Genomic DNA, 17,859 nt, shown 5'->3' on the forward strand with positions numbered 1-17,859 from the left:
GATGTTTAGACCGGACAGATCACTGACAGGTGTTCGGAGACATAGCTGACACATCAAGATGGGCTGGATTGGTCGATTCGGGAGGCCGTCCATGCCCTGGAACGAGGTGTCGGTAATGGATCAGCGGCGCGAGTTTGTGCGACTTGCCTTGCAGGACGGAACGAACCGGCGGGAACTGTGCCGGCGGTTCGGGATCAGTCCCGATGTGGGCTACAAATGGCTGAGGCGTTGGCGAGCTGGCGACCGTGAGCTGGCGGATCAGTGCCGCCGGCCCAAGAGCATGCCCAAACGCAGCGAGCCCGTGGTAGAGGCGCAAGTCCTGGCCGTGCGGGACAAGCATCCGGCCTGGGGTGCGCGCAAGATTGCCCATTGCCTCAAGCGCAGCGGCCAGACTGTGCCCGCGCCTTCCACGGTCCATCAGATCTTGTGCCGGAATGAGCGGATCGTGCCGAGCGAGAAAGCTCCGCCGAGTCCTCCCGGCCATCGCTTCGAGAAGGATGCGCCCAACCAGCTGTGGCAGATGGACTTCAAGGGCCATATGCCCCTTGCCAACGGAGCGCGCTGTCATCCGCTGACCATGGTCGATGACCACTCGCGCTATGCCTTGTGTCTGAAGGCCTGCGCCAACGAGCAGCGTCCTGACGTGCAGAAACATCTGACCGAAACCTTCCGGCGCTATGGACTGCCGGAGGCCTTCTACCTCGACAACGGCTCTCCCTGGGGCGACACGTCCGGCGCTCGCTGGACCGCGCTGAGAGTGTGGCTGCTCAAGCTCGGCGTCAGGGTGGTCCATGCCAGGCCGCGTCATCCTCAGGGCCGAGGCAAGAACGAACGCTTCCATCGCAGCTTGAAAGCGGAAGTGTTCGCTCTGCGCACGTTCCGCAGCTTGGCTGAAGTTCAGCGCGCCCTCGACCATTGGCGCACGATCTACAATCTGGAGCGACCTCATGAGAGCTTGGGCATGGGTATCCCAGCCGACCGCTACCGGCCGAGTTCTCGCGCCATGCCGGATCATGTGCCGAGGGTGCAATACGACGAGGGGGAAGTCGTGCGCACCGTCTCCTCGACGCGAAGCTACATCGCCTTCAAAGGCCAAATGTGGAAAGTTCCCCAGGCCTTCTGCGGCGAGCAACTGGCCGTCAGACCGCTCGATCGCGACGGCCACTACGGCGTCTTCTTTGCCAGCTGGCAGGTCGCATCTATCGACTTGACCAATGGCCAATCTGTCAGTGATGTGTCCGAACAGGCGTCAGCTATGTCTCCGGTCTAAACACTCGACCGGGCGATCCAGTACGCCGAGACGGTCGTGATTGAATCGAGAAGCTGCGGCGTACTGGATTCCCCGTCTTCGCGGGGAATGATGTTGCTTGGGGGGACGAGCCATCGCCTCATCCGCCGTCATTGCCGAGGAGGAGAGCGCGTGCGCCATGCTCCGCTCCCATGCCCCGCACGCCGCGCAGCGCTCCGGCGATACGCAGCAGCGCTTCGCGCCGGATCGTGTCCGGGATACGGGAGGGCCGCGCGACCTTTCAAGAAAAGGAGCGGCTACGAAATGATCCGAAAGCCTTGTCCAAGGACTCGCCCGGAAATTGCGCGCGCCTCAGCCCTGGCTCGCCATCCGTGCGCGATCGAGATGCTCCTCGATCTTCGGGCGGTCGCGGGTGCGCTCGAAACTGGTGCACAGCAGCTCGGTCTCCTCGAGCGAGATCGGAGCGCGATACAAGCGGCACATGAATTCGGCGCTCGCGCGTGCCTTGGAGGTGCTCGGGCCGCGTTCGGCGAGAAACATGCAGTCCCGGCAGACGCTGGCGTCGAGCCGCTGATGTGCTGCATCGAGGTGATTGAGGACCTCGCGAAGCGAGTCGCGCAGCCTGACGCATTCGTCGTTGCCGAGCGCCGTGACCGCGTTGACCACGTGGTTGATCGGGTCGTGCTGGCTCAGGCATTTTTCGCCCTGGGCGGTGACGTGCAGGACGACGGAACGCTTGTCCTCCTGCGACGGCTTGCGCACCAGAAAGGACTTGCTCTCCAGCGTCTTCACGATTTGCGATGCAGTCGCTCTGGTGGCGCCGATGAAGCCGGCGAGCGCGGAAGGCGTGCGCGAAAACCTGTTGGCGCGGCCGAGAAAGCGCAGCGCCATCCATTCCCGATCGCGCAATCCATGCCGGTTGCCTTCGAAATACCAAGCCCTCGCCGCCTGAACCAGCAGCTCGACGGCTTCTCGTGCCAATGGCATGAACCTACCTCGTCCCCGGAACTTCGTCGGCGGCGTCCCGAAGCCGCTTTGCGTTGTGGCCCGCGAATCCTCCGAAAGACATCGAACGGTTGCAGCCGTTCGGCGCGCAAATCGAGTCGAGCTCTCCTTCGAAGGAACGAATTTCAGCGCGCCCGATCGGAAGCGATGGGGCTCGCGTGCTCCGGAGTGGGAAACTGTGCCGTTGGCATGCCAACGGCGTCGTCGTCGCACGGGAGCCCGGTTTGCCGTCGCCAGCAGACGATGGATCGGAATAGTTCAACCGAAGCCCCTGAGTTCAAGTCACACGCAGACGTTTCTTATATTCCGTTGGAAACGATGAATGAGCTTCTCAACAAAATCAAGTAGAGACGCGTGTGAGCCCCGGATGTCGTCGCAGGCGAGTGTAACGTTCAAGACGATCTCGCTCTTCAGGACACATGTTAGTGAATGCAATACGTTGTCCGGGCGCAATGTGAATTCAGTTCTGCGACGCTTTGATTGCGATGCATCTTGCTGTCTGCGTTCGAGACAAAATGATCGAAGCTTGTGCATCACGGATGATGAGCACAGGCACGTCATCCACAACTTGTGCGTGGTGTCCGAGAATCGTCAAGGGAACTCACAGGAATTGCACGCGTCGGTTGTTGACCGCCGGGCGCGCCAATCGTCCGTACAATCGCTTCCGGCGTGGCCGCCCGTTCCACTCACCCGAGTGGCGGAGTCGGGCCATGATGGAAACCGGTGAGGGCCGTGCGGCGCATGCGCGGGCGGCGTGGCGGCATGCGCAATCTGCTGTCGAAAACAACGCGCGGGAACGGATCGCGGGCCCATGTCGCGCGCCGTGTCCGCTCCCCGACCCGCTAGAGCGTCTTCGAGCGAAGTGGACACCGGTTCGCGTGAAGAAAACGCGTCAAAACACGAATATAGAGCTTCGGTTCTGATTCAATCAGAACCGAAAATGCTCTAGTCGCCCCGCAGCATGTCCCGGAGCTCGCGGAACGGGTCGGCGCTCGGCGGAGCCGAAGCGTCCTGCCGCATCGCGCTGTAGATTCTCGGGACCATGTCGACCGCCTGATCGAGCCCCGAATCACGCCCCGACTGATAGCCGCCCATCAGGCGGAGATCGCGGGTGTCCTCGTATTTGGCGATCATGGAGCGCAGCTTGCTCACCAATTCGCGCTCCTCGGGGTCCCAGACGTTGTGGGCGAGACGGGAGACCGAGGCCAGAACGTCGACGGCCGGATAGCGCGCCTGGTCGGCGATGTGCCTAGAGAGCACGATGTGTCCATCGAGCGTGCTGCGGATGGTGTCGGCGATCGGCTCGTTGTGATCGTCGCCATCGACCAGCACGGAGAAGATTCCGGTGATCGTGCCGGAGCCTTCCTCACCCGGGCCGGCACGCTCCAACAGGCGCGGCAGATCGGTGAAGACCGTCGGTGCATAGCCGCGCGCGACCGCCGGCTCGCCGGCGGCGAGCGCGACCTCGCGGGCGGCGTGGGCGAAACGTGTGATCGAATCGACCATGAGCAGGACCGATTCGCCGCGGTCGCGGAAATATTCGGCGACCGCCATGGCCGTCTTCGGCGCCAGCCGCCGCATCATCGGGCTCTCGTCTCCCGTCGACACGATGGTGACGGCGCGCTGACGATCGTTGCCCAGCACGTCCTCGATGAACTCGCGCACCTCGCGGCCGCGCTCGCCGACCAGGGCCAGCACCACGGTGTCGAAACCCTGGCTGCGGGCGAGCATCGCAAGCAGCGTCGATTTGCCGACGCCGGAGCCGGCAAAGATGCCGACGCGCTGGCCGGCGCAGATCGGTGCGAACAGGTCGATGACGCGCACGCCGGTGCGCAGCGGCTTGTGGACGCGCGCGCGCTTCATGGCCGAAGGCGCCTCGGCCTCCGCCGAGACCGGCCGCGATCCCGGTGTGAGGGGGCCCTGTCCGTCCAGGGGCGCGCCGAGCGCGTTGATGACGCGGCCCTTCCAGCTCGGGTCGGGCGCGAAGGACAAAGGCGGCATCCGGTAGGCGACGGAGCCGAGGCCGCCGCCGAATTGCCGGTCGAACGGCTTGGCGACGATGCCGTCGCTGTCGATCCGCACCACTTCGCCGATCTGAGCCTTGCCGCCCGAATTGACGCCGATGAGCTCGCCGAGCCTGACGAAGCGCGACAGGCCGGAGACACGGAAATGCGTCGGCGCGATCTCGGAGATCGCGCCGCTGACGCTTGCCAGGGGCGTGCTCTGCTGAAGCTCCAGCAGCGCCCACTCGAGTTGCCGAAGAGCGTTCAAGGTATCAGTCCAACCTCAATTTCAACGCGCGAAAGGCGCGCTTCACTTGCCGGGTTCGCCCAGCGTCCGAATGGCGTTCTGAAGCGACCCCTCGGTGCCCTCGATCATCGAATTGGTGCCGTCGAAGGCGCGCGAGGCCGCGATCAGCTTGGTCAATTCCATCATGGGATTGGCGCCGGAGCCCTCGACATAGCCCTGCTTGAAGCCGTCGCGGGAGAAATCGGCGATGGCGGTCGCGGGCCGGTCCGGCGTGACGCCGGAATTGCCGTAGCGCTCGAGATTGGCATCGGCCGGGATGTTGAACAGACCGATGGTGCCGATCTCGTTGTTGTCCTGGGTGATTGCGCCGTTGCGCGCGATCGAAATGGGTCCGCCGTTGGGATCGAGCGTGATCTGCGCGCCGCCGGAATCGACGACCGGAAAGCCGCTCACGGTCTGAAGATCGCCGTTGGGGGCGATCTGGAGGCGGCCGTCGCGGGTATAGACCGTGCCGTTCGGGCCGGCGAAGGCGATCCAGCCCTGGCCGACCACGGCGACGTCGAGCGGGTTGCCGCTCTCGGTGATGTTGCCCTGCTCGCGCGAGATGATGTTGTCCCCGGGCGAGGAGAAGGCAACCGGGTTCGGGCCGGCCTTGGACAGCACGGTCTCGAACTTCACCACGTCGGTGCGGAACGCCGCCGTGTTGACGTTGGCAACGTTGTTGGCGATCGTCTGGAGGCGCTTTTCGAGGGCGACCTGGGCCGACAAACCCACATAGAGGGCCGATTGCATGAGTTACTTTCCGAGCCGGATGGACTGAAGTTTCGAGAGCATGTCGATATCCATGCTGGCCGAGGACGCGCCGCCGATCAGGACCAGCGCGGAATTGGTCGAGCTGTCGCTCTGGGCCTGGGTCGCGTCCCACATCGCCGCAAAGCGCTGCACGAATTTGGTGACCTTGGCCGGGTCCTGGAAATCGCTGAGCTTGACCTTGTTCGTGATCAGCTTGGCCTGGGCGTCGATGTCGGCCGCGCTGATCGTCGAGGGCAGGCCGAGCGCGGTCTGAACCACCTGCGTCAGCGCCTTGTCCGCAAGGACCTGGTAGGCGGTCGTGATCGTGGACGCCTTGCGGGTGAAATAGAGCGCCAGCCGCAGGCCCTCGTTCTGGTCGCCGGCCTTCTGCTCCATCGTCTGCGTGACGTAATGGGTCGCCGTCCCGGTCGTGGCCTGGGTGGTCTGCGTCGCATTGCTGCCGAGGGCGGCGAAATTGAAGGCGGCGGCGAATTCCCGGTAGCGGGTGTCGGTCAGCTTGTTGGCGAAGGTGTCCTTGTTCGCGACACCCTCGGTCAGCACCTTGCGCATGAACGCCTTGGCGTAGGTCATGTCGCTGAGGCCATAGGCCTTCATCGCGTAGGAGTAGAGGCGATAGTCCTTCAGGAAGTCGTCGATCGTCTTCACGTTGCCAATATGGCTCAGGAAGTAATCGGTCTCGCGGCTGACATCCGGCTGCGTCGCGACCTGCGTCAGCGATTTGCCCATGTCCTGGGTCAGTCTGGTGTAGTCCGCGATGGTGGATAGCATGACAGGCGCCCCTCCGGCCGCTGTTGCGACGCCGCCACAAGCTGCCGCCGATTGCTTGCGCGAGGCTGGCGAGGCAGGAAGCCAGCTTCGCGCAAGGCTCGCCGACTAGATATTCCCGATGGGATCGGCGATGGAGCGGCGCGTTGGGCAGTTTCGTGGGGGTTTTCATCACGGTAGCGGCGCTGCTCGGTGGATTTGCCGCCATGGGCGGGCACCTGGGCGTGCTGATGCAGCCGTGGGAATTCGTGATCATCATGGGAACCGCGGTCGGCACCTTCATCGTGGCCAATCCGTGGAAGACGGTCGTGGATACCGGCGTCGCCTGCATGCAGGCCATCACCGGCGCGGTGCCGGGCCAGCGCTACTACCTTGATCTGCTCGGGGCGCTCCACGCCCTGATGCGCGAGCTGCGCGGCAAGGGCCGCAACGAGGTCGAGGCGCATATCGACGATCCCGCCTCTTCCGAGATCTTCAAGGCGTTTCCGAGCGTGCTCGGAGATCCCTCGCTGCTCCAGTTCATCTGCGACTATGTCCGCCTCATCATCATGGGCAATGCGCGCACCCACGAGATCGAGGCGCTGATGGACGAGGAGATCCACACCATCGTGAAGGGCAAGCTGGCGCCCTATCATGCGCTGGTGACGGTCTCCGAGGCACTGCCGGCGCTCGGCATCGTCGCCGCCGTGCTCGGCGTCATCAAGGCGATGGGCGCGCTCGACCAGTCCCCGAAGTTGCTGGGCGGCTTCATCGGCGCGGCCCTAGTCGGCACCTTCGCCGGCATCTTCCTGTCCTATGGCGTCCTTTCGCCCTTCGCGATCAAGATCAAGATGACGCGCGAGAAGAAGTGCCGCCCCTACATCATCGTCAAGCAGACGCTGCTGGCCTTCATGAACGGCGCCATGCCGCAGATCGCCGTCGAGCACGGCCGCAAGATGATCGCGAGCAGCGAGCGGCCCTCGATCGACGTCGTCGAGAACGAGACGATCGCAGGTCCCAAGGCCGTCGTGTCCGATGCTGAACCGAAGGCGGCCCGCGCATGATGATGGAAGACGACGTCGGCGTCGATCAGAAGAAGCAGCTCCCGAACTATCTGCTGGACGCTGCCGGCATCTCGATCGAACGCATGCCGATGCTCAATGTGATCTTCGATCGCATGGCGGCATCGTGCACCGACAGCCTGCAGCCGATGGCCGGAACGCCGTGCTATTTCTCGGTCAACGGCATCACCAACGATCCTCTCGGCGACATCATCAAGGACTACGAGGGTAACGCGGTCGCCGCGGTGCTCTATGCCGAGCAGTGGGATTCGCGCGTCATCATCATGCTGGACCGCGACTTCGTGTTCACGATGGTCGAGGCGATGTTCGGATCCGACGGCGCGGAACCGCCGCTCGACGTCGAACGCACGTTCTCGAACATCGAGATCCGGCTGGTCCAGGCGCTGTTCGAGCGCTTTGCCAAGGCGCTGCAGGGCGCCTTCGCCGGAACGTCCAACGTCACCTTCCGCGTCGAGCGTGTCGAGACCGCGATGGCGTCGCTGGCGATCGGACGCGCCAGCAACATGTCCATCTGCGCGAACATGATGGTGCAGGCGCTCTACCGCGGCGGTCAGATGTTCCTGATCATTCCGCACTCCGCGCTCAACCCGCTCAGGCAGAAGCTTGCAACCGTCACCGCCAGCGACGGCCGCACGACCGATCCGCGCTGGCGCGAGCAGATGGAGAGCGAGGTCCAACGTACCGAGGTGACGCTGAGTGCCGTGCTCGACGAGAAGATGATCTCGCTCGAGGACGTCGTGAAGTTCAAGGTCGGGCAGGTTCTGGAGCTGGAGGCGACGCCGCGCACGCTGGCCCGCCTCGAGAGCAACAATCAGGTGCTGTTCTGGTGTCAGATCGGCCAGCTTGATGGCTATTACGCCATGCAGGTGGCCGATCCCGTCGACCAGAAACGGGAGTTCGTCGATGATATCCTATCTCGTTGATGCCGTGCTGCTGATCGCGCTCGCCTTCACCAGCATGCGGGTGACGCGGATGCACCGCGAGCTGGCGCGGCTGCGCAGCTACCAGGGCGAGTTCTCCACCATCGTGCACGAGACGGCGGGCGCCTTCGACACGGTCATCACCGCGGCGCATGATTCCACCGCCAATCTCGGGCGGCTCGCCAACGTGCTGAGCACCAAGATCGACCAGGCCCATGAGGCGATCGCCGCGCTCGATGCCCGCAGCGGGCTGGCGCCGGCCACGACCGCCGGCGGCACTGAAGTGAACAAGCACTGAAATCGAAGCCGGCAGAACCAATACGAGCGGAACGCTAGGGCGCTCCGGGAGCGGAAATACCAAGAGGCGATACCAGATGGCGCAATCCTTCGACTATGACTCTGCCACGCGAGCACCTGCCGGCGACGAGGGGCATACCGACACGACTCCGCTGGAGCGGCTCGCGGAAATCGCCGCGCGCACGGCTGAGGAGAGTGGCAAGTTCGCCAACGTCGATGCCATCCTGCGCATTCCCGTCACCATGCAGGTGGTGCTGGGATCGGCGACCATTCCGGTCGCGAACCTCATGAAGCTAGGCCGCGGCGCCGTGGTTCCGCTCGACCACCGGGTCGGCGAGCCCGTCGATGTCGTCGTCAACGGCCGCATCGTCGCGCGCGGCGAGGTGGTCGTCGTCGAAGAGGACAATTCCCGCTTCGGCGTCTCGCTCACGGAGATTGTCGGGCCGCTGGGGCAGGGCGATAGCTGACCATGGCTGCACAGGTCGGCATCGCTCCCGTCAAGCAGCGAGGCGTTGCCACGCTCGGTGGAACGGAAAAGGTCGCCGCGCTCCTGCTGGCCATGGGTCGGCAGGCGGCCGCGAGCGTGCTCTCGCAGTTCGAGCCGCAGGAAATCCGCGTCGTCACCAAGGCCGCGGCCGAGCTGCGGCCGATCACGGCGCAGGAGCTCGAGGGGATCGTCGAGGAGTTCGCCCAGCAGTTCTCGATGGGCGCCAACATTCTCGGCACCATCGGTGGCCTGGAGGCCGTGCTCGGCGACGTGCTTCCGGCCGACCAGGTCTCGGCGATCATGACCGACCTGCTCGGCAATTCGAGCCGGTCGGTGTGGGATCGCGTCTCGTCGGTGTCGGAAAACTCGCTGGCGACCTACCTCTCCAAGGAGCATCCGCAGACCGCGGCGCTGATCCTGTCCAAGGTCAAGCCGTCCTGTGCCGCCAAGGTGATGAGCCAGCTGCCCTCGAGCCTGCGCAACGAGCTGATGCGACGCGTGCTCAGCCTCAAGCCGATCGTCGACGATGCGATGAAGGTGCTCGAGAAGACGCTGCACGAGGACCTGACGCTCAATTTCGCCCGCAATCTCGGCGCCGACACCTATGCCCGTGTCGCCGACATCATCAACAAGATGGAGCGCGGCCATATCGAGGACATGCTCAAGAGCCTGTCGGAGAAGCGGCCGAAGTCGGCCGAAGTGCTGAAGGAGCTGCTGTTCACCTTCGACGACGTCACCAACCTCACGCCGAAGGCGCGCACCATGATCTTCGACCAGGTGCCGACCGACCGCATCGTCATCGCACTGAAGGGTACCGACAAGCACTTCCGGGAGCTGATCCTGTCCTCGGTCGCATCGCGCGTCCGCCGCGTCGTGGAGCACGAGCTCGCCATCGGCGAACCCTCGAACCAGCGCGACGTGCTGGAGGCGCGGCGCGTGATCACAGATCTCGCGCTCGACCTTGCGGAGAAGGGCGAAATCGAGCTCAACCCCGAGCAGGAGGATGAGCTGGTCTTCCGCTGACCGCTGAACGGGCATGGCAGAATCATCCGATCAGGAGAGCAAAACAGAAGAGCCGACCGAGAAGAAAGTCCGTGATGCGCTCGAACAGGGCAGGATCCCGGTCTCTCGGGAGGCCTCCATGTTCGCCTCGATGGCCGCGCTGCTGGTCATCATGGCGTTCCTGATCGGTCAAGGCGTGCAGCAATTGACGCCGACCTTGACGAGCCTGCTCGACGATCCGGAAGGCTTCCCGCTCTCCACCGGCGCGGACGCGCAGAACCTGCTCACCGTGGTCGGCCTGCAGGCGCTGCGCTTCCTGGTGCCGCTGGTCGTCATCCTCATGGTGTTCGGGCTCGCCTCCTCGCTGCTGCAAAACGCGCCGCGCTTCGTGCTGGAGCGCATCAAGCCGGAATTGTCGCGGATCTCTCCGATCGGCGGCTGGAGCCGGCTGTTCGGAACGCGTGGCCTCGTCGAGTTCGCCAAGTCGCTGTTCAAGCTGGCGGCGGTGACCTCCGTGGTCGTCTTCGTCTTGCGCGCGTCGGAGGCGAAGGCATTCGAGGCGATGTACACCGATCCGGTCGCGCTGCCGGAGATGATCCTGAACATCGCGATGCGGATCGTCTCGGCGATCTGCATCGCGACCATCGTGCTGGTCGCGATCGATCTCGCCTGGGCGCGCTTCCACTGGCGGCGCGAGCTGCGCATGACCAAGCAGGAGATCAAGGACGAGCACAAGCAGGCCGAGGGCGATCCGCTGGTCAAGGCGCGCCTCCGCTCGCTGGCGCGCGACCGCTCGCGGCAACGCATGATCGCCTCCGCTGCGCGCGCGACGCTGGTGATCGCGAACCCGACGCATTTCGCGATCGCTCTGCGCTACCAGCGTGAGGAGAACCCCGCGCCGCTCGTTGTGGCCAAGGGCGTGGACGTGATCGCTCTGAAGATCCGCGAAGTCGCCGAGCAGAACCGGATTCCGGTGATCGAGAACAAGGCGCTGGCGCGCGCACTCTACGAGGCGGTGCAGGTCGATCAGGTGATCCCGGCGGAATTCTTCCGCCCTGTCGCCGAGATCATCTACTTCCTCCAGTCGAAGCAGGCACCGCGGACCGAGAAGGTTCAGTAGAATTCCGAGGACGACGTCCGGCCCAACAGCTTGACGAAAGCTTAACGCCCTAGGCTCTCCCCGAATTGACCAGAACGGGGCTGTCGTGGGACCGCTTTATCTCTTCGAACTCGCATCGTCGCAGGCGCGCTACCTCGAGCTCCGCCAGTCGACCATCGCCACCAACGTCGCCAACGCCAACACGCCGGGCTTCAGGGCGCGCGACGTCGAGCCGTTCAACAAGGTGCTCGACGGCATGCCGGTGAGGCTCGCCACGACGTCGCCGTCGCACATGCAGCTGTCCGCGGCCGAGACCGACACGCGCGCGACCGCGAAGAAGGACAGCTGGGAAGTGGTTCACTCCGGCAACTCCGTCAGCCTCGAGCAGGAAATGATCAAGGGCAGCGACGTCAATCGCGACTATTCGATGAATTCGGCGATCGTGCGGTCGTTCCACCGCATGGTCCTGGCCGGTGCGAAGGCCTGAGGTGAACTGACATGCTGGACTCACTGAGCGCATCTCTGACGGTTGCAAGCTCCGGGCTCGAAGCGCAGTCGACGCGCATGCGCATCGTCTCGGAGAACCTCGCGAACGCGACCTCGACCGGGCGCACCGCGGGTGCCGACCCCTATCAGCGCAAGACCATCACCTTCGATGCCGCGATGGACCGTGCCTCGGGCTCGCAGCTCGCGAAGGTCAAGGAGATCGGCGTCGACACCACGCCGTACCGCGTCGAGTACGATCCCGGGCATCCCGCCGCCGACAAGGCCGGCTACGTCAAGCTGCCCAACGTCAACATGATGATCGAGATGGCCGACATGCGGGAAGTCAACCGCTCCTATGAAGCCAACCTCCAGGTCGTGAAACAGGTGAGGTCGATGCTCGGTATGACCATCGACCTCCTAAGGAGCTGACAATGCTTGAGGCGATTTCATCCACGGCGATCTCCGCAGGACAGGCCGCGACACGCGCGACCGAGACGCAGGCCATCTCGCCTGCGGTGACGGTACCGATCCAGTCCGGCGACGACGTCGGCTTCGAATCGGTGATGAAGCAGGTGACGAGCGACGCGATCGGAACGCTGAAGGCGGGCGAAGCGGCGTCGATCTCGGCGATGCAGGGCAAGGAATCGACACGCAAGGTCGTGGAGGCGCTGATGTCGGCGGAGCAGGCCCTGCAGACGGCGGTCGCGGTCCGTGACAAGGTCGTGCAGGCCTATCAAGAAGTCGTTCGGATGTCGATTTGATCTGAAGGAGTGGATTAAGTGAAATCGCTTGCCATTGCGGCCACGGGCATGAACGCCCAGCAGACCAACATCGAAGTCATCGCGAACAACATCGCGAACATCAACTCGACGTCGTACAAGCGTGCGCGCGCGGAGTTCACCGACCTGTTCTATCAGATGGACCGCATGCAGGGCGTCGCCAACGTCAACGGCTCCTCGCCAATTCCGGAGGGCGCCAATCTCGGCCTCGGCGTCAAGTCGGCGGCGATCCGCAAGCTGCACATCCAGGGCGCGCTGACGCAGACCGGCAATCCCTACGACATGGCGATCAACGGCCGCGGCTGGTTTCAGGTGCTCGGCCCCAACAACGAGGTGCAATACACCCGCGCGGGCTCGTTCAATACCAATGCCAACGGCCAGCTCGTCACGATCGACGGCTACCTGCTGGATCCCGCGATCACGGTGCCGCAGGGAACGGTCGAGGTCACGGTCAACGCCACCGGCCAGGTGTTCGCCAAGCTCGACACGGAAGTGAACCCGCGCCAGATCGGCCAGCTCAACCTCGCCAACTTCGCCAACGAAGCGGGCCTGGAGCCGCTGGGCGGCAATCTCTACAAGGAGACAACGGCGTCCGGCACGCCGGTCGTCGGCCTGCCGGGTGATTCTGGCTACGGCAAGATCAACCAGAAATATCTCGAAGCCTCGAACGTCGATCCGGTCAAGGAAATCACCGAGTTGATCTCGGCGCAGCGCGCCTACGAAATGAACGCCAAGGTCATCCAGGCCTCGGACGAAATGGCCCAGACCGTCTCGAAGGGCATGCGCTAGTTCCGGTGTCTCGATGTTGAACAGGGTGGGCCTGATCATGCGCGGGTTGGCCGCCGTGCTGCTGCTTCTGGCCTCGGTGCGCTGCGCCGTGGCCGAGGAGAAGCGGCTGCCGGTGCCGGCGGTTTCGATCCGCGCCGGCGAGCTGATCCGGGACGACATGATCACCGAGCGCGCTTTCGCCCCGAGCCTGCTCGGCGTTGCCATGTTCATCGAAGGACGCCAGGTGCTGGTCGGCCGCATGGCGCGGCGCGCGCTGTTGCCGGGCCAGCCGATTCCCAGCAATGCGGTGGAAGATCCCTGGACCGTCGCTCGCGGCGCCATGGTCAAGGTCGTGGTGGAAGACAGCGGCCTGTCCATCGTCACTTACGGTTCGGCGATGCAATCGGGTGCGGCCGGCGCGCTGATCCCGGTGCGCAACACGGATACAGGGGTGATCATCAGGGGCGTGGTCCAGCCCGACGGCACCGTGAAGGTCATGGACGGGTCATGACCAGAATCCTGCTTGCGTTCGCCCTGCTGCTTTCGGCGGTCAGCGCCCATGCCGCCGTCCGCATCAAGGACATCGCGGACATCAAGGGCTTGCGCGAAAACCAGATCGTCGGCTACGGCCTCGTCATCGGCCTGAACGGCACCGGCGATACGCTTCGCAACGCTCCCTTCACGGAGCAGTCCCTGCAATCGATGCTCGAAAACATGGGCATCAACGTCAGGAACGAGACCACGAGCACCAACAATCCCCCGCGTCCGACGACGCTGCGCACCCGTAACGTCGCGGCCGTGATGGTGACTGCGGACCTGACGCCTTCGATCGGGCCCGGCGAGCGCATGGACGTCACGGTGTCGTCGCTCGGAGACGCGACCTCGCTGCTCGGCGGCACGCTGGTGATGACCTCGCTGCGCGCGGCGGACGGCGCGGTCTATGCGGTGGCGCAGGGCGCGATCACGGTCGCCGGTTACAGCGTCGGCGGCCAGGCGCAGAATGTCAGCCAGGGCACGCCGACCGCCGGGCGCATTCCGAATGGGGCGCTGGTCGAGCGGGAGGTGCAGGGAAGTCTCCACGAGATGGAGTTCCTGGTGCTGCAGCTCAAGAATCCGGACTTCGTCACCGCAACGCGCATCCTCGACGCCATCAACCGCTTTGCCGGCGGACGTTATCGCGCGCAGATCGCTTTCGAGCGCGACTACCGCACCATCGTGCTGTCGAAGCCGCGCCACATCGGCCCTGTCCGCTTCCTCGCCGAGATCGGCGAGCTGACGGTCGAGCCGGACACGCCGGCGCGGGTTGTGATCAACGAGCGCACCGGCACGGTCGTGATCGGGCGCGACGTGCGGATATCGACCGTTGCGGTGACGCACGGCAATTTGACGGTCCGCGTCACGGAGATGCCCGTGGTGTCGCAGCCGGCGCCGTTCTCGCGAGGCCAGACGGTGGTCGTCCCGCAGACCGTGGTCGAGGCCAACGAGGCCGGATCGCAGGTGGCGATCCTCAGCGGGGTCGATCTGCAGCGCCTGGTGCGCGGGCTGAACCAGATCGGCCTCAAGCCGTCGGGCATCATCGCCATCCTCCAGGCGATCAAGACGGCCGGCGCGCTCCAGGCCGACGTCATCGTGCAATGATGCACAAGCGTCGTGCAAGCTTGGTCGCTCAATGCTGAGGTCTGAGGCGAGAATCGCACGCGGCCCGATGCTGAAGCTGGATCACAAAGCCAAACTCCTCCTGCTGGTCGCGGCATCATTGCTCGCGAGCGCGTCGACCGTGCTCGCCCTGGACGAGGCCAAGCCGTCGAAGCCGCTCAATCTGCTCTCCTTCGCGCGCGCCCGCGCAGCCGGACCGCAGAAGCCGCAACCGGTCACGACGGCGCCGGGCGACAATGCCTCGATCCGCGCCACCGCGTGGGCCGCCGAAGACCCGGGCCCCGCGGTCACCGGCGCGGTGCCCGCTGCCGAGACGCCAGCGCCTGCACCGGCGCCCGCGCCGGTACGTCCGGCCAAACCCGGCAGCGTGACGGCGCCGCCGAAGCCCGCGCCGCCGCAGGCCGCGGCATCCCCGGACAACGAGGTCGCGCTGTTCTGCAGCAACGTCGCCGATCCCGCCGCCGATGCGAGGCTGGCCTGGCAGCTCAAGGAGCTGCAAAAGGCCGAGACCCTGCTCCGCGAGCGGATTGCCGAGGTCGAAGCCAAGCGCGCCGAATACGAGCAGTGGATGGCGCTGCGCGACGACTTCCTGAAGAAGGCCGAAGCGAGCGTCGTCGAGATCTATTCGCGCATGAAGCCCGACGCCGCGGCGACCCAGATTGCCGGCATGGCGGACGAGACGGCCGCCGCCGTGCTCGCCAAGCTCAGCCCGAGGAGCTCGAGCGCGATCTTCAACGAGATGGATACGGCACGCGCGGCGCATCTTGCCGATTTGCTCGGCGGGATGCGTCGCGTGGACGACGGAAAGACCAAATAGATGAAGAAGCCGATCCTCATCCTCCCGCTCGTCCTGACGTCCGTGCTGCTGGCCGGGTGCCTGCATGATCCGGCCGAGGTCCTGACCGGCCCGCAAATGTCGCCGGTCGGCAGCGGCCTCCGGACCCAGGCCGAACCGATCCCGGTGACGCCGCGCATGCGCACGCCGGTCAGCTATCGCTCGACCTGGGACGACGGCACCGATCTCTACCGCGATCCGCGCGCCCGGCGCACCGGCGATGTCGTGACCGTCATCATCTCGATGCAGGACAAGGCCAAGCTCGACAACAAGACCGGCCGCTCGCGCGATTCGCAGGTCAAGTTCGGGCTCGACTGGCTGATGGACGTCGCCGGGTGGAGCGACAAGGGATCGGCCAACGCCAATCTCAGCACCAACACCCAGATCAAGGGCAACGGCCAGATCGACCGCACCGAGGACATCAAGCTCTCGATCGCCGCCATCGTCACCGACGTGTTGCCGAACGGCAATATGATGATCAGCGGCTCGCAGGAATTTCGCGTCAACACGGAGATGCGCGTGCTCAACGTCGGCGGCATCGTGCGTCCGCGCGATATCTCGCGCACCAACACGATCTCCTACGAGAAGATCGCCGAGGCGCGCGTGTCCTATGGCGGTCGCGGAAATCTGTCCGACGTGCAGCAGCCTGGATGGGGACATCGGATCTATGACGCCGTGGCACCATTCTGAAGTTCGCGCCGGCAAGGCCGGGCGAGGGCAGGGGACGTCATGCGCCTGATCGCGGCCATCGTGGTGCTGACCCTTGTCGCGATCGGCGCGGGCGCGCTGGCCGGGCTGCATCTGTTTGCGACCGCCGAGCGCGTCGCCGACGCGAAGAAGAGCGCGACCCCGCCGCCGATCGCGTCGAGCTACGCCGGCAGCGCGCGCTTGCGGAAATTGTCTCCGATCGTGACCAATCTCGGCGCGCCCGCCAACAATTGGGCCCGCATCGAAGCCTCCATGGTGACCGAGAGCATGAACGACGAGGAGGCCGGCATCCTCGCCGCGCATATCAGCGAAGACATCGTCACTTACCTGCGGTCGGCGTCGGTTGCACAGTTCGAGGGCTCGCGCGGGCTCCAGCACCTGCGCGACGACCTGACCGAGCGCGCCAACATCCGCTCGTCGGGCAAGATCCGCGAATTGATCATTGAGACCTTGGTGATCCAGTGAGAGTGAGAGTCCTGCTGCTCGCGTTGGTCCTGGTGGTGCTGCCCGAAGTGGCGCTCGCCCAGATCCCGGACCTCAACTCGCTGCTGCCGCCCGGAAACGGCTCGACCAGCGGCCGCATCATCCAGCTGATGGCCCTGATCACGGTGCTGTCGGTGGCGCCGGGGCTGCTCATCATGGTCACGAGCTTCACGCGGTTTGCGGTCGCGCTGTCGTTCCTGCGCGCCGGGCTCGGCCTGCAGACCACGCCGGCCAATCTGGTGCTGATCAGCCTCGCGCTGTTCATGACTTTCTACGTGATGGCGCCGACCTTCGACCGCGCCTGGGAGACCGGCGTCCAGCCGCTGATGAAGAACGAGATCTCGGAAGAGCAGGCCTATCTGAAGATCACCGATCCGTTCCGCGAGTTCATGCTCGCCCATGTCCGCGACAAGGATCTGCAGACCTTCGAGTCGCTCGCCGCAGAGAGCTTCCGCAAGAAGTTCGACGACAAGCGCGTCGATCTGCGCGTGATCATCCCGGCTTTCATGATCTCCGAGCTGAGGCGCTCGTTCGAGATCGGATTCCTCATCATCCTGCCGTTCCTCGTGATCGACATGATCGTGGCAACGCTGACCATGTCGATGGGCATGATGATGATGCCGCCGACGATCCTCGCGCTGCCGTTCAAGATGCTGTTCTTCGTGCTGATCGACGGCTGGAATCTGCTCGCGTCCGGACTGGTGCGCTCGTTCTCGTAGACCGCGGCGATCGCCTGGCGCCCCGTCATGGTTAGCGAAAAGTACCGCGCTATGGTTAGCGGTGGGTAATATTAACCATCTGATATTGCTGAAGAATTCAATCCGATCTTAATCCGGAAGCAAGATTCGGCGTGTTAGCAATGCGGCACGGCGGGTTGGACCCCACCCCTATCAGTCCAAAGGCATGATGCCGCCCCTCCGTACCGGTGCAAGTCCGGTATGTCCCCTGATGAAAATGTAACGCGTACATAAAGGGACATTCGCAATGTCAAGCCTGCTCACGAACTCGTCCGCCATGACCGCGCTCCAGACCTTGCGGTCTGTCAGCTCGCAACTCTCCACCACGCAGAGCCGGATCTCCACCGGTCAGCGCGTGGCCACCGCCGCGGACAACGCCGCCTACTGGTCGATCGCGACCTCGATGCGCGCCGACAACGCCGCGCTCTCCGCCGTCTCCGACTCGCTCGGTCTGTCGGC

General features: G+C 64.6%; 22 protein-coding genes. 18 read left to right on the forward strand and 4 right to left on the reverse strand.

The window, feature by feature from the left end; translation table 11 throughout:
- Positions 1-91 precede the first annotated feature (91 nt).
- On the forward strand, positions 92-1,270 hold the full coding sequence (locus TSA1_RS01060; protein ID WP_100174713.1) for an IS481 family transposase: 1,179 nt from the start codon (positions 92-94) through the stop codon (positions 1,268-1,270).
- A gap of 330 nt (positions 1,271-1,600) precedes the next feature.
- On the opposite strand, the gene TSA1_RS01070 is transcribed toward TSA1_RS01060, so the two are convergent.
- The 4 genes from TSA1_RS01070 to TSA1_RS01085 form a co-directional block, all read right to left on the reverse strand.
- Positions 1,601-2,236, reverse strand: coding sequence for a MarR family winged helix-turn-helix transcriptional regulator (locus TSA1_RS01070; RefSeq protein ID WP_100174715.1), 636 nt, complete (start codon positions 2,234-2,236; stop codon positions 1,601-1,603).
- A 963-nt stretch (positions 2,237-3,199) separates the two neighbouring features.
- Positions 3,200-4,525: a flagellar protein export ATPase FliI gene (gene fliI / locus TSA1_RS01075; RefSeq protein ID WP_100174716.1), complete on the reverse strand. Its 1,326-nt coding sequence runs from the start codon at positions 4,523-4,525 to the stop codon at positions 3,200-3,202.
- Between the two features lie 42 nt (positions 4,526-4,567).
- Positions 4,568-5,296, reverse strand: coding sequence for a flagellar basal-body rod protein FlgF (gene flgF / locus TSA1_RS01080; protein ID WP_100174717.1), 729 nt, complete (start codon positions 5,294-5,296; stop codon positions 4,568-4,570).
- A gap of 3 nt (positions 5,297-5,299) precedes the next feature.
- Positions 5,300-6,085: a DUF1217 domain-containing protein gene (locus TSA1_RS01085; protein WP_100174718.1), complete on the reverse strand. Its 786-nt coding sequence runs from the start codon at positions 6,083-6,085 to the stop codon at positions 5,300-5,302.
- Between the two features lie 143 nt (positions 6,086-6,228).
- Here TSA1_RS01085 and motA point away from each other — a divergent pair, with 143 nt between their 5' ends.
- The 17 genes from motA to TSA1_RS01170 form a co-directional block, all read left to right on the forward strand.
- Positions 6,229-7,125: a flagellar motor stator protein MotA gene (motA, locus tag TSA1_RS01090; RefSeq protein WP_097660210.1), complete on the forward strand. Its 897-nt coding sequence runs from the start codon at positions 6,229-6,231 to the stop codon at positions 7,123-7,125.
- Entirely contained in the window at positions 7,125-8,066 is a 942-nt protein-coding gene (locus tag TSA1_RS01095) for a flagellar motor switch protein FliM (RefSeq protein ID WP_100180908.1), read from the forward strand. The genes motA and TSA1_RS01095 overlap by 1 nt, the downstream gene beginning before the upstream one ends.
- On the forward strand, positions 8,047-8,361 hold the full coding sequence (locus tag TSA1_RS01100; protein WP_100174719.1) for a hypothetical protein: 315 nt from the start codon (positions 8,047-8,049) through the stop codon (positions 8,359-8,361). Before TSA1_RS01095 ends, TSA1_RS01100 begins: the two co-directional genes overlap by 20 nt.
- Before the next feature lie 76 nt (positions 8,362-8,437).
- Positions 8,438-8,827, forward strand: a complete 390-nt coding sequence (gene fliN / locus TSA1_RS01105; protein ID WP_100174720.1) for a flagellar motor switch protein FliN — start codon at positions 8,438-8,440, stop codon at positions 8,825-8,827.
- Positions 8,828-8,829: 2 nt separating this feature from the next.
- Positions 8,830-9,870, forward strand: a complete 1,041-nt coding sequence (locus tag TSA1_RS01110; RefSeq protein ID WP_097660213.1) for a flagellar motor switch protein FliG — start codon at positions 8,830-8,832, stop codon at positions 9,868-9,870.
- Between the two features lie 13 nt (positions 9,871-9,883).
- On the forward strand, positions 9,884-10,969 hold the full coding sequence (flhB, locus tag TSA1_RS01115) for a flagellar biosynthesis protein FlhB (RefSeq protein ID WP_100174721.1): 1,086 nt from the start codon (positions 9,884-9,886) through the stop codon (positions 10,967-10,969).
- Between the two features lie 85 nt (positions 10,970-11,054).
- Positions 11,055-11,435 carry a flagellar basal body rod protein FlgB gene (flgB, locus tag TSA1_RS01120; protein ID WP_245448068.1) on the forward strand — a complete coding sequence of 127 codons (381 nt, stop codon included), beginning with the start codon at positions 11,055-11,057 and terminating at the stop codon, positions 11,433-11,435.
- A gap of 11 nt (positions 11,436-11,446) precedes the next feature.
- Positions 11,447-11,863, forward strand: coding sequence for a flagellar basal body rod protein FlgC (gene flgC / locus TSA1_RS01125; protein ID WP_100174722.1), 417 nt, complete (start codon positions 11,447-11,449; stop codon positions 11,861-11,863).
- Positions 11,864-11,865: 2 nt separating this feature from the next.
- Positions 11,866-12,195 (forward strand): flagellar hook-basal body complex protein FliE, encoded by a 330-nt coding sequence (fliE, locus tag TSA1_RS01130; RefSeq protein WP_100174723.1) that lies wholly within the window; start codon positions 11,866-11,868, stop codon positions 12,193-12,195.
- Between the two features lie 18 nt (positions 12,196-12,213).
- Entirely contained in the window at positions 12,214-13,002 is a 789-nt protein-coding gene (gene flgG, locus TSA1_RS01135; protein WP_063201481.1) for a flagellar basal-body rod protein FlgG, read from the forward strand.
- Between the two features lie 13 nt (positions 13,003-13,015).
- Positions 13,016-13,492 (forward strand): flagellar basal body P-ring formation chaperone FlgA, encoded by a 477-nt coding sequence (flgA, locus tag TSA1_RS01140; RefSeq protein ID WP_100174724.1) that lies wholly within the window; start codon positions 13,016-13,018, stop codon positions 13,490-13,492.
- Positions 13,489-14,619 carry a flagellar basal body P-ring protein FlgI gene (gene flgI, locus TSA1_RS01145; protein ID WP_100174725.1) on the forward strand — a complete coding sequence of 377 codons (1,131 nt, stop codon included), beginning with the start codon at positions 13,489-13,491 and terminating at the stop codon, positions 14,617-14,619. Before flgA ends, flgI begins: the two co-directional genes overlap by 4 nt.
- Before the next feature lie 67 nt (positions 14,620-14,686).
- The gene (locus TSA1_RS01150; RefSeq protein WP_174718683.1) at positions 14,687-15,454 is read left to right on the forward strand and encodes a MotE family protein; all 768 of its coding nucleotides are present in this window, start codon (positions 14,687-14,689) and stop codon (positions 15,452-15,454) included.
- Complete coding sequence (flgH, locus tag TSA1_RS01155) at positions 15,455-16,162, forward strand: flagellar basal body L-ring protein FlgH (protein ID WP_100174727.1); 708 nt, start codon at positions 15,455-15,457, stop codon at positions 16,160-16,162.
- A gap of 39 nt (positions 16,163-16,201) precedes the next feature.
- Positions 16,202-16,645: a flagellar basal body-associated FliL family protein gene (locus TSA1_RS01160; RefSeq protein WP_100174728.1), complete on the forward strand. Its 444-nt coding sequence runs from the start codon at positions 16,202-16,204 to the stop codon at positions 16,643-16,645.
- Positions 16,642-17,382, forward strand: coding sequence for a flagellar type III secretion system pore protein FliP (gene fliP / locus TSA1_RS01165; protein ID WP_097660223.1), 741 nt, complete (start codon positions 16,642-16,644; stop codon positions 17,380-17,382). The genes TSA1_RS01160 and fliP overlap by 4 nt, the downstream gene beginning before the upstream one ends.
- 265 nt (positions 17,383-17,647) lie before the next feature.
- Positions 17,648-17,859, forward strand: a 212-nt coding sequence (locus TSA1_RS01170; RefSeq protein ID WP_488226040.1) for a flagellin N-terminal helical domain-containing protein, incomplete at its 3' end; no start/stop codon positions are given.

The sequence above is a fragment of the Bradyrhizobium nitroreducens genome, from assembly GCF_002776695.1.
In the GTDB taxonomy this organism is placed as follows: Bacteria; Pseudomonadota; Alphaproteobacteria; order Rhizobiales; family Xanthobacteraceae; genus Bradyrhizobium; species Bradyrhizobium nitroreducens.

Excerpts from the sequence above, each read along its gene's own strand:
- TSA1_RS01060 (WP_100174713.1), top strand. The coding sequence starts at position 92 with ATGCCCTGGAACGAGGTGTCGGTAATGGATCAGCGGCGCGAGTTTGTG.
- TSA1_RS01070 (WP_100174715.1), bottom strand. The coding sequence starts at position 2,236 with ATGCCATTGGCACGAGAAGCCGTCGAGCTGCTGGTTCAGGCGGCGAGG.
- flgF (WP_100174717.1), bottom strand. The coding sequence starts at position 5,296 with ATGCAATCGGCCCTCTATGTGGGTTTGTCGGCCCAGGTCGCCCTCGAA.
- TSA1_RS01085 (WP_100174718.1), bottom strand. The coding sequence starts at position 6,085 with ATGCTATCCACCATCGCGGACTACACCAGACTGACCCAGGACATGGGC.
- TSA1_RS01095 (WP_100180908.1), top strand. The coding sequence starts at position 7,125 with ATGATGGAAGACGACGTCGGCGTCGATCAGAAGAAGCAGCTCCCGAAC.
- TSA1_RS01100 (WP_100174719.1), top strand. The coding sequence starts at position 8,047 with ATGATATCCTATCTCGTTGATGCCGTGCTGCTGATCGCGCTCGCCTTC.
- fliN (WP_100174720.1), top strand. The coding sequence starts at position 8,438 with ATGGCGCAATCCTTCGACTATGACTCTGCCACGCGAGCACCTGCCGGC.
- TSA1_RS01110 (WP_097660213.1), top strand. The coding sequence starts at position 8,830 with ATGGCTGCACAGGTCGGCATCGCTCCCGTCAAGCAGCGAGGCGTTGCC.
- flhB (WP_100174721.1), top strand. The coding sequence starts at position 9,884 with ATGGCAGAATCATCCGATCAGGAGAGCAAAACAGAAGAGCCGACCGAG.
- flgC (WP_100174722.1), top strand. The coding sequence starts at position 11,447 with ATGCTGGACTCACTGAGCGCATCTCTGACGGTTGCAAGCTCCGGGCTC.
- fliE (WP_100174723.1), top strand. The coding sequence starts at position 11,866 with ATGCTTGAGGCGATTTCATCCACGGCGATCTCCGCAGGACAGGCCGCG.
- flgA (WP_100174724.1), top strand. The coding sequence starts at position 13,016 with ATGTTGAACAGGGTGGGCCTGATCATGCGCGGGTTGGCCGCCGTGCTG.
- flgI (WP_100174725.1), top strand. The coding sequence starts at position 13,489 with ATGACCAGAATCCTGCTTGCGTTCGCCCTGCTGCTTTCGGCGGTCAGC.
- TSA1_RS01150 (WP_174718683.1), top strand. The coding sequence starts at position 14,687 with ATGCTGAAGCTGGATCACAAAGCCAAACTCCTCCTGCTGGTCGCGGCA.
- flgH (WP_100174727.1), top strand. The coding sequence starts at position 15,455 with ATGAAGAAGCCGATCCTCATCCTCCCGCTCGTCCTGACGTCCGTGCTG.
- TSA1_RS01160 (WP_100174728.1), top strand. The coding sequence starts at position 16,202 with ATGCGCCTGATCGCGGCCATCGTGGTGCTGACCCTTGTCGCGATCGGC.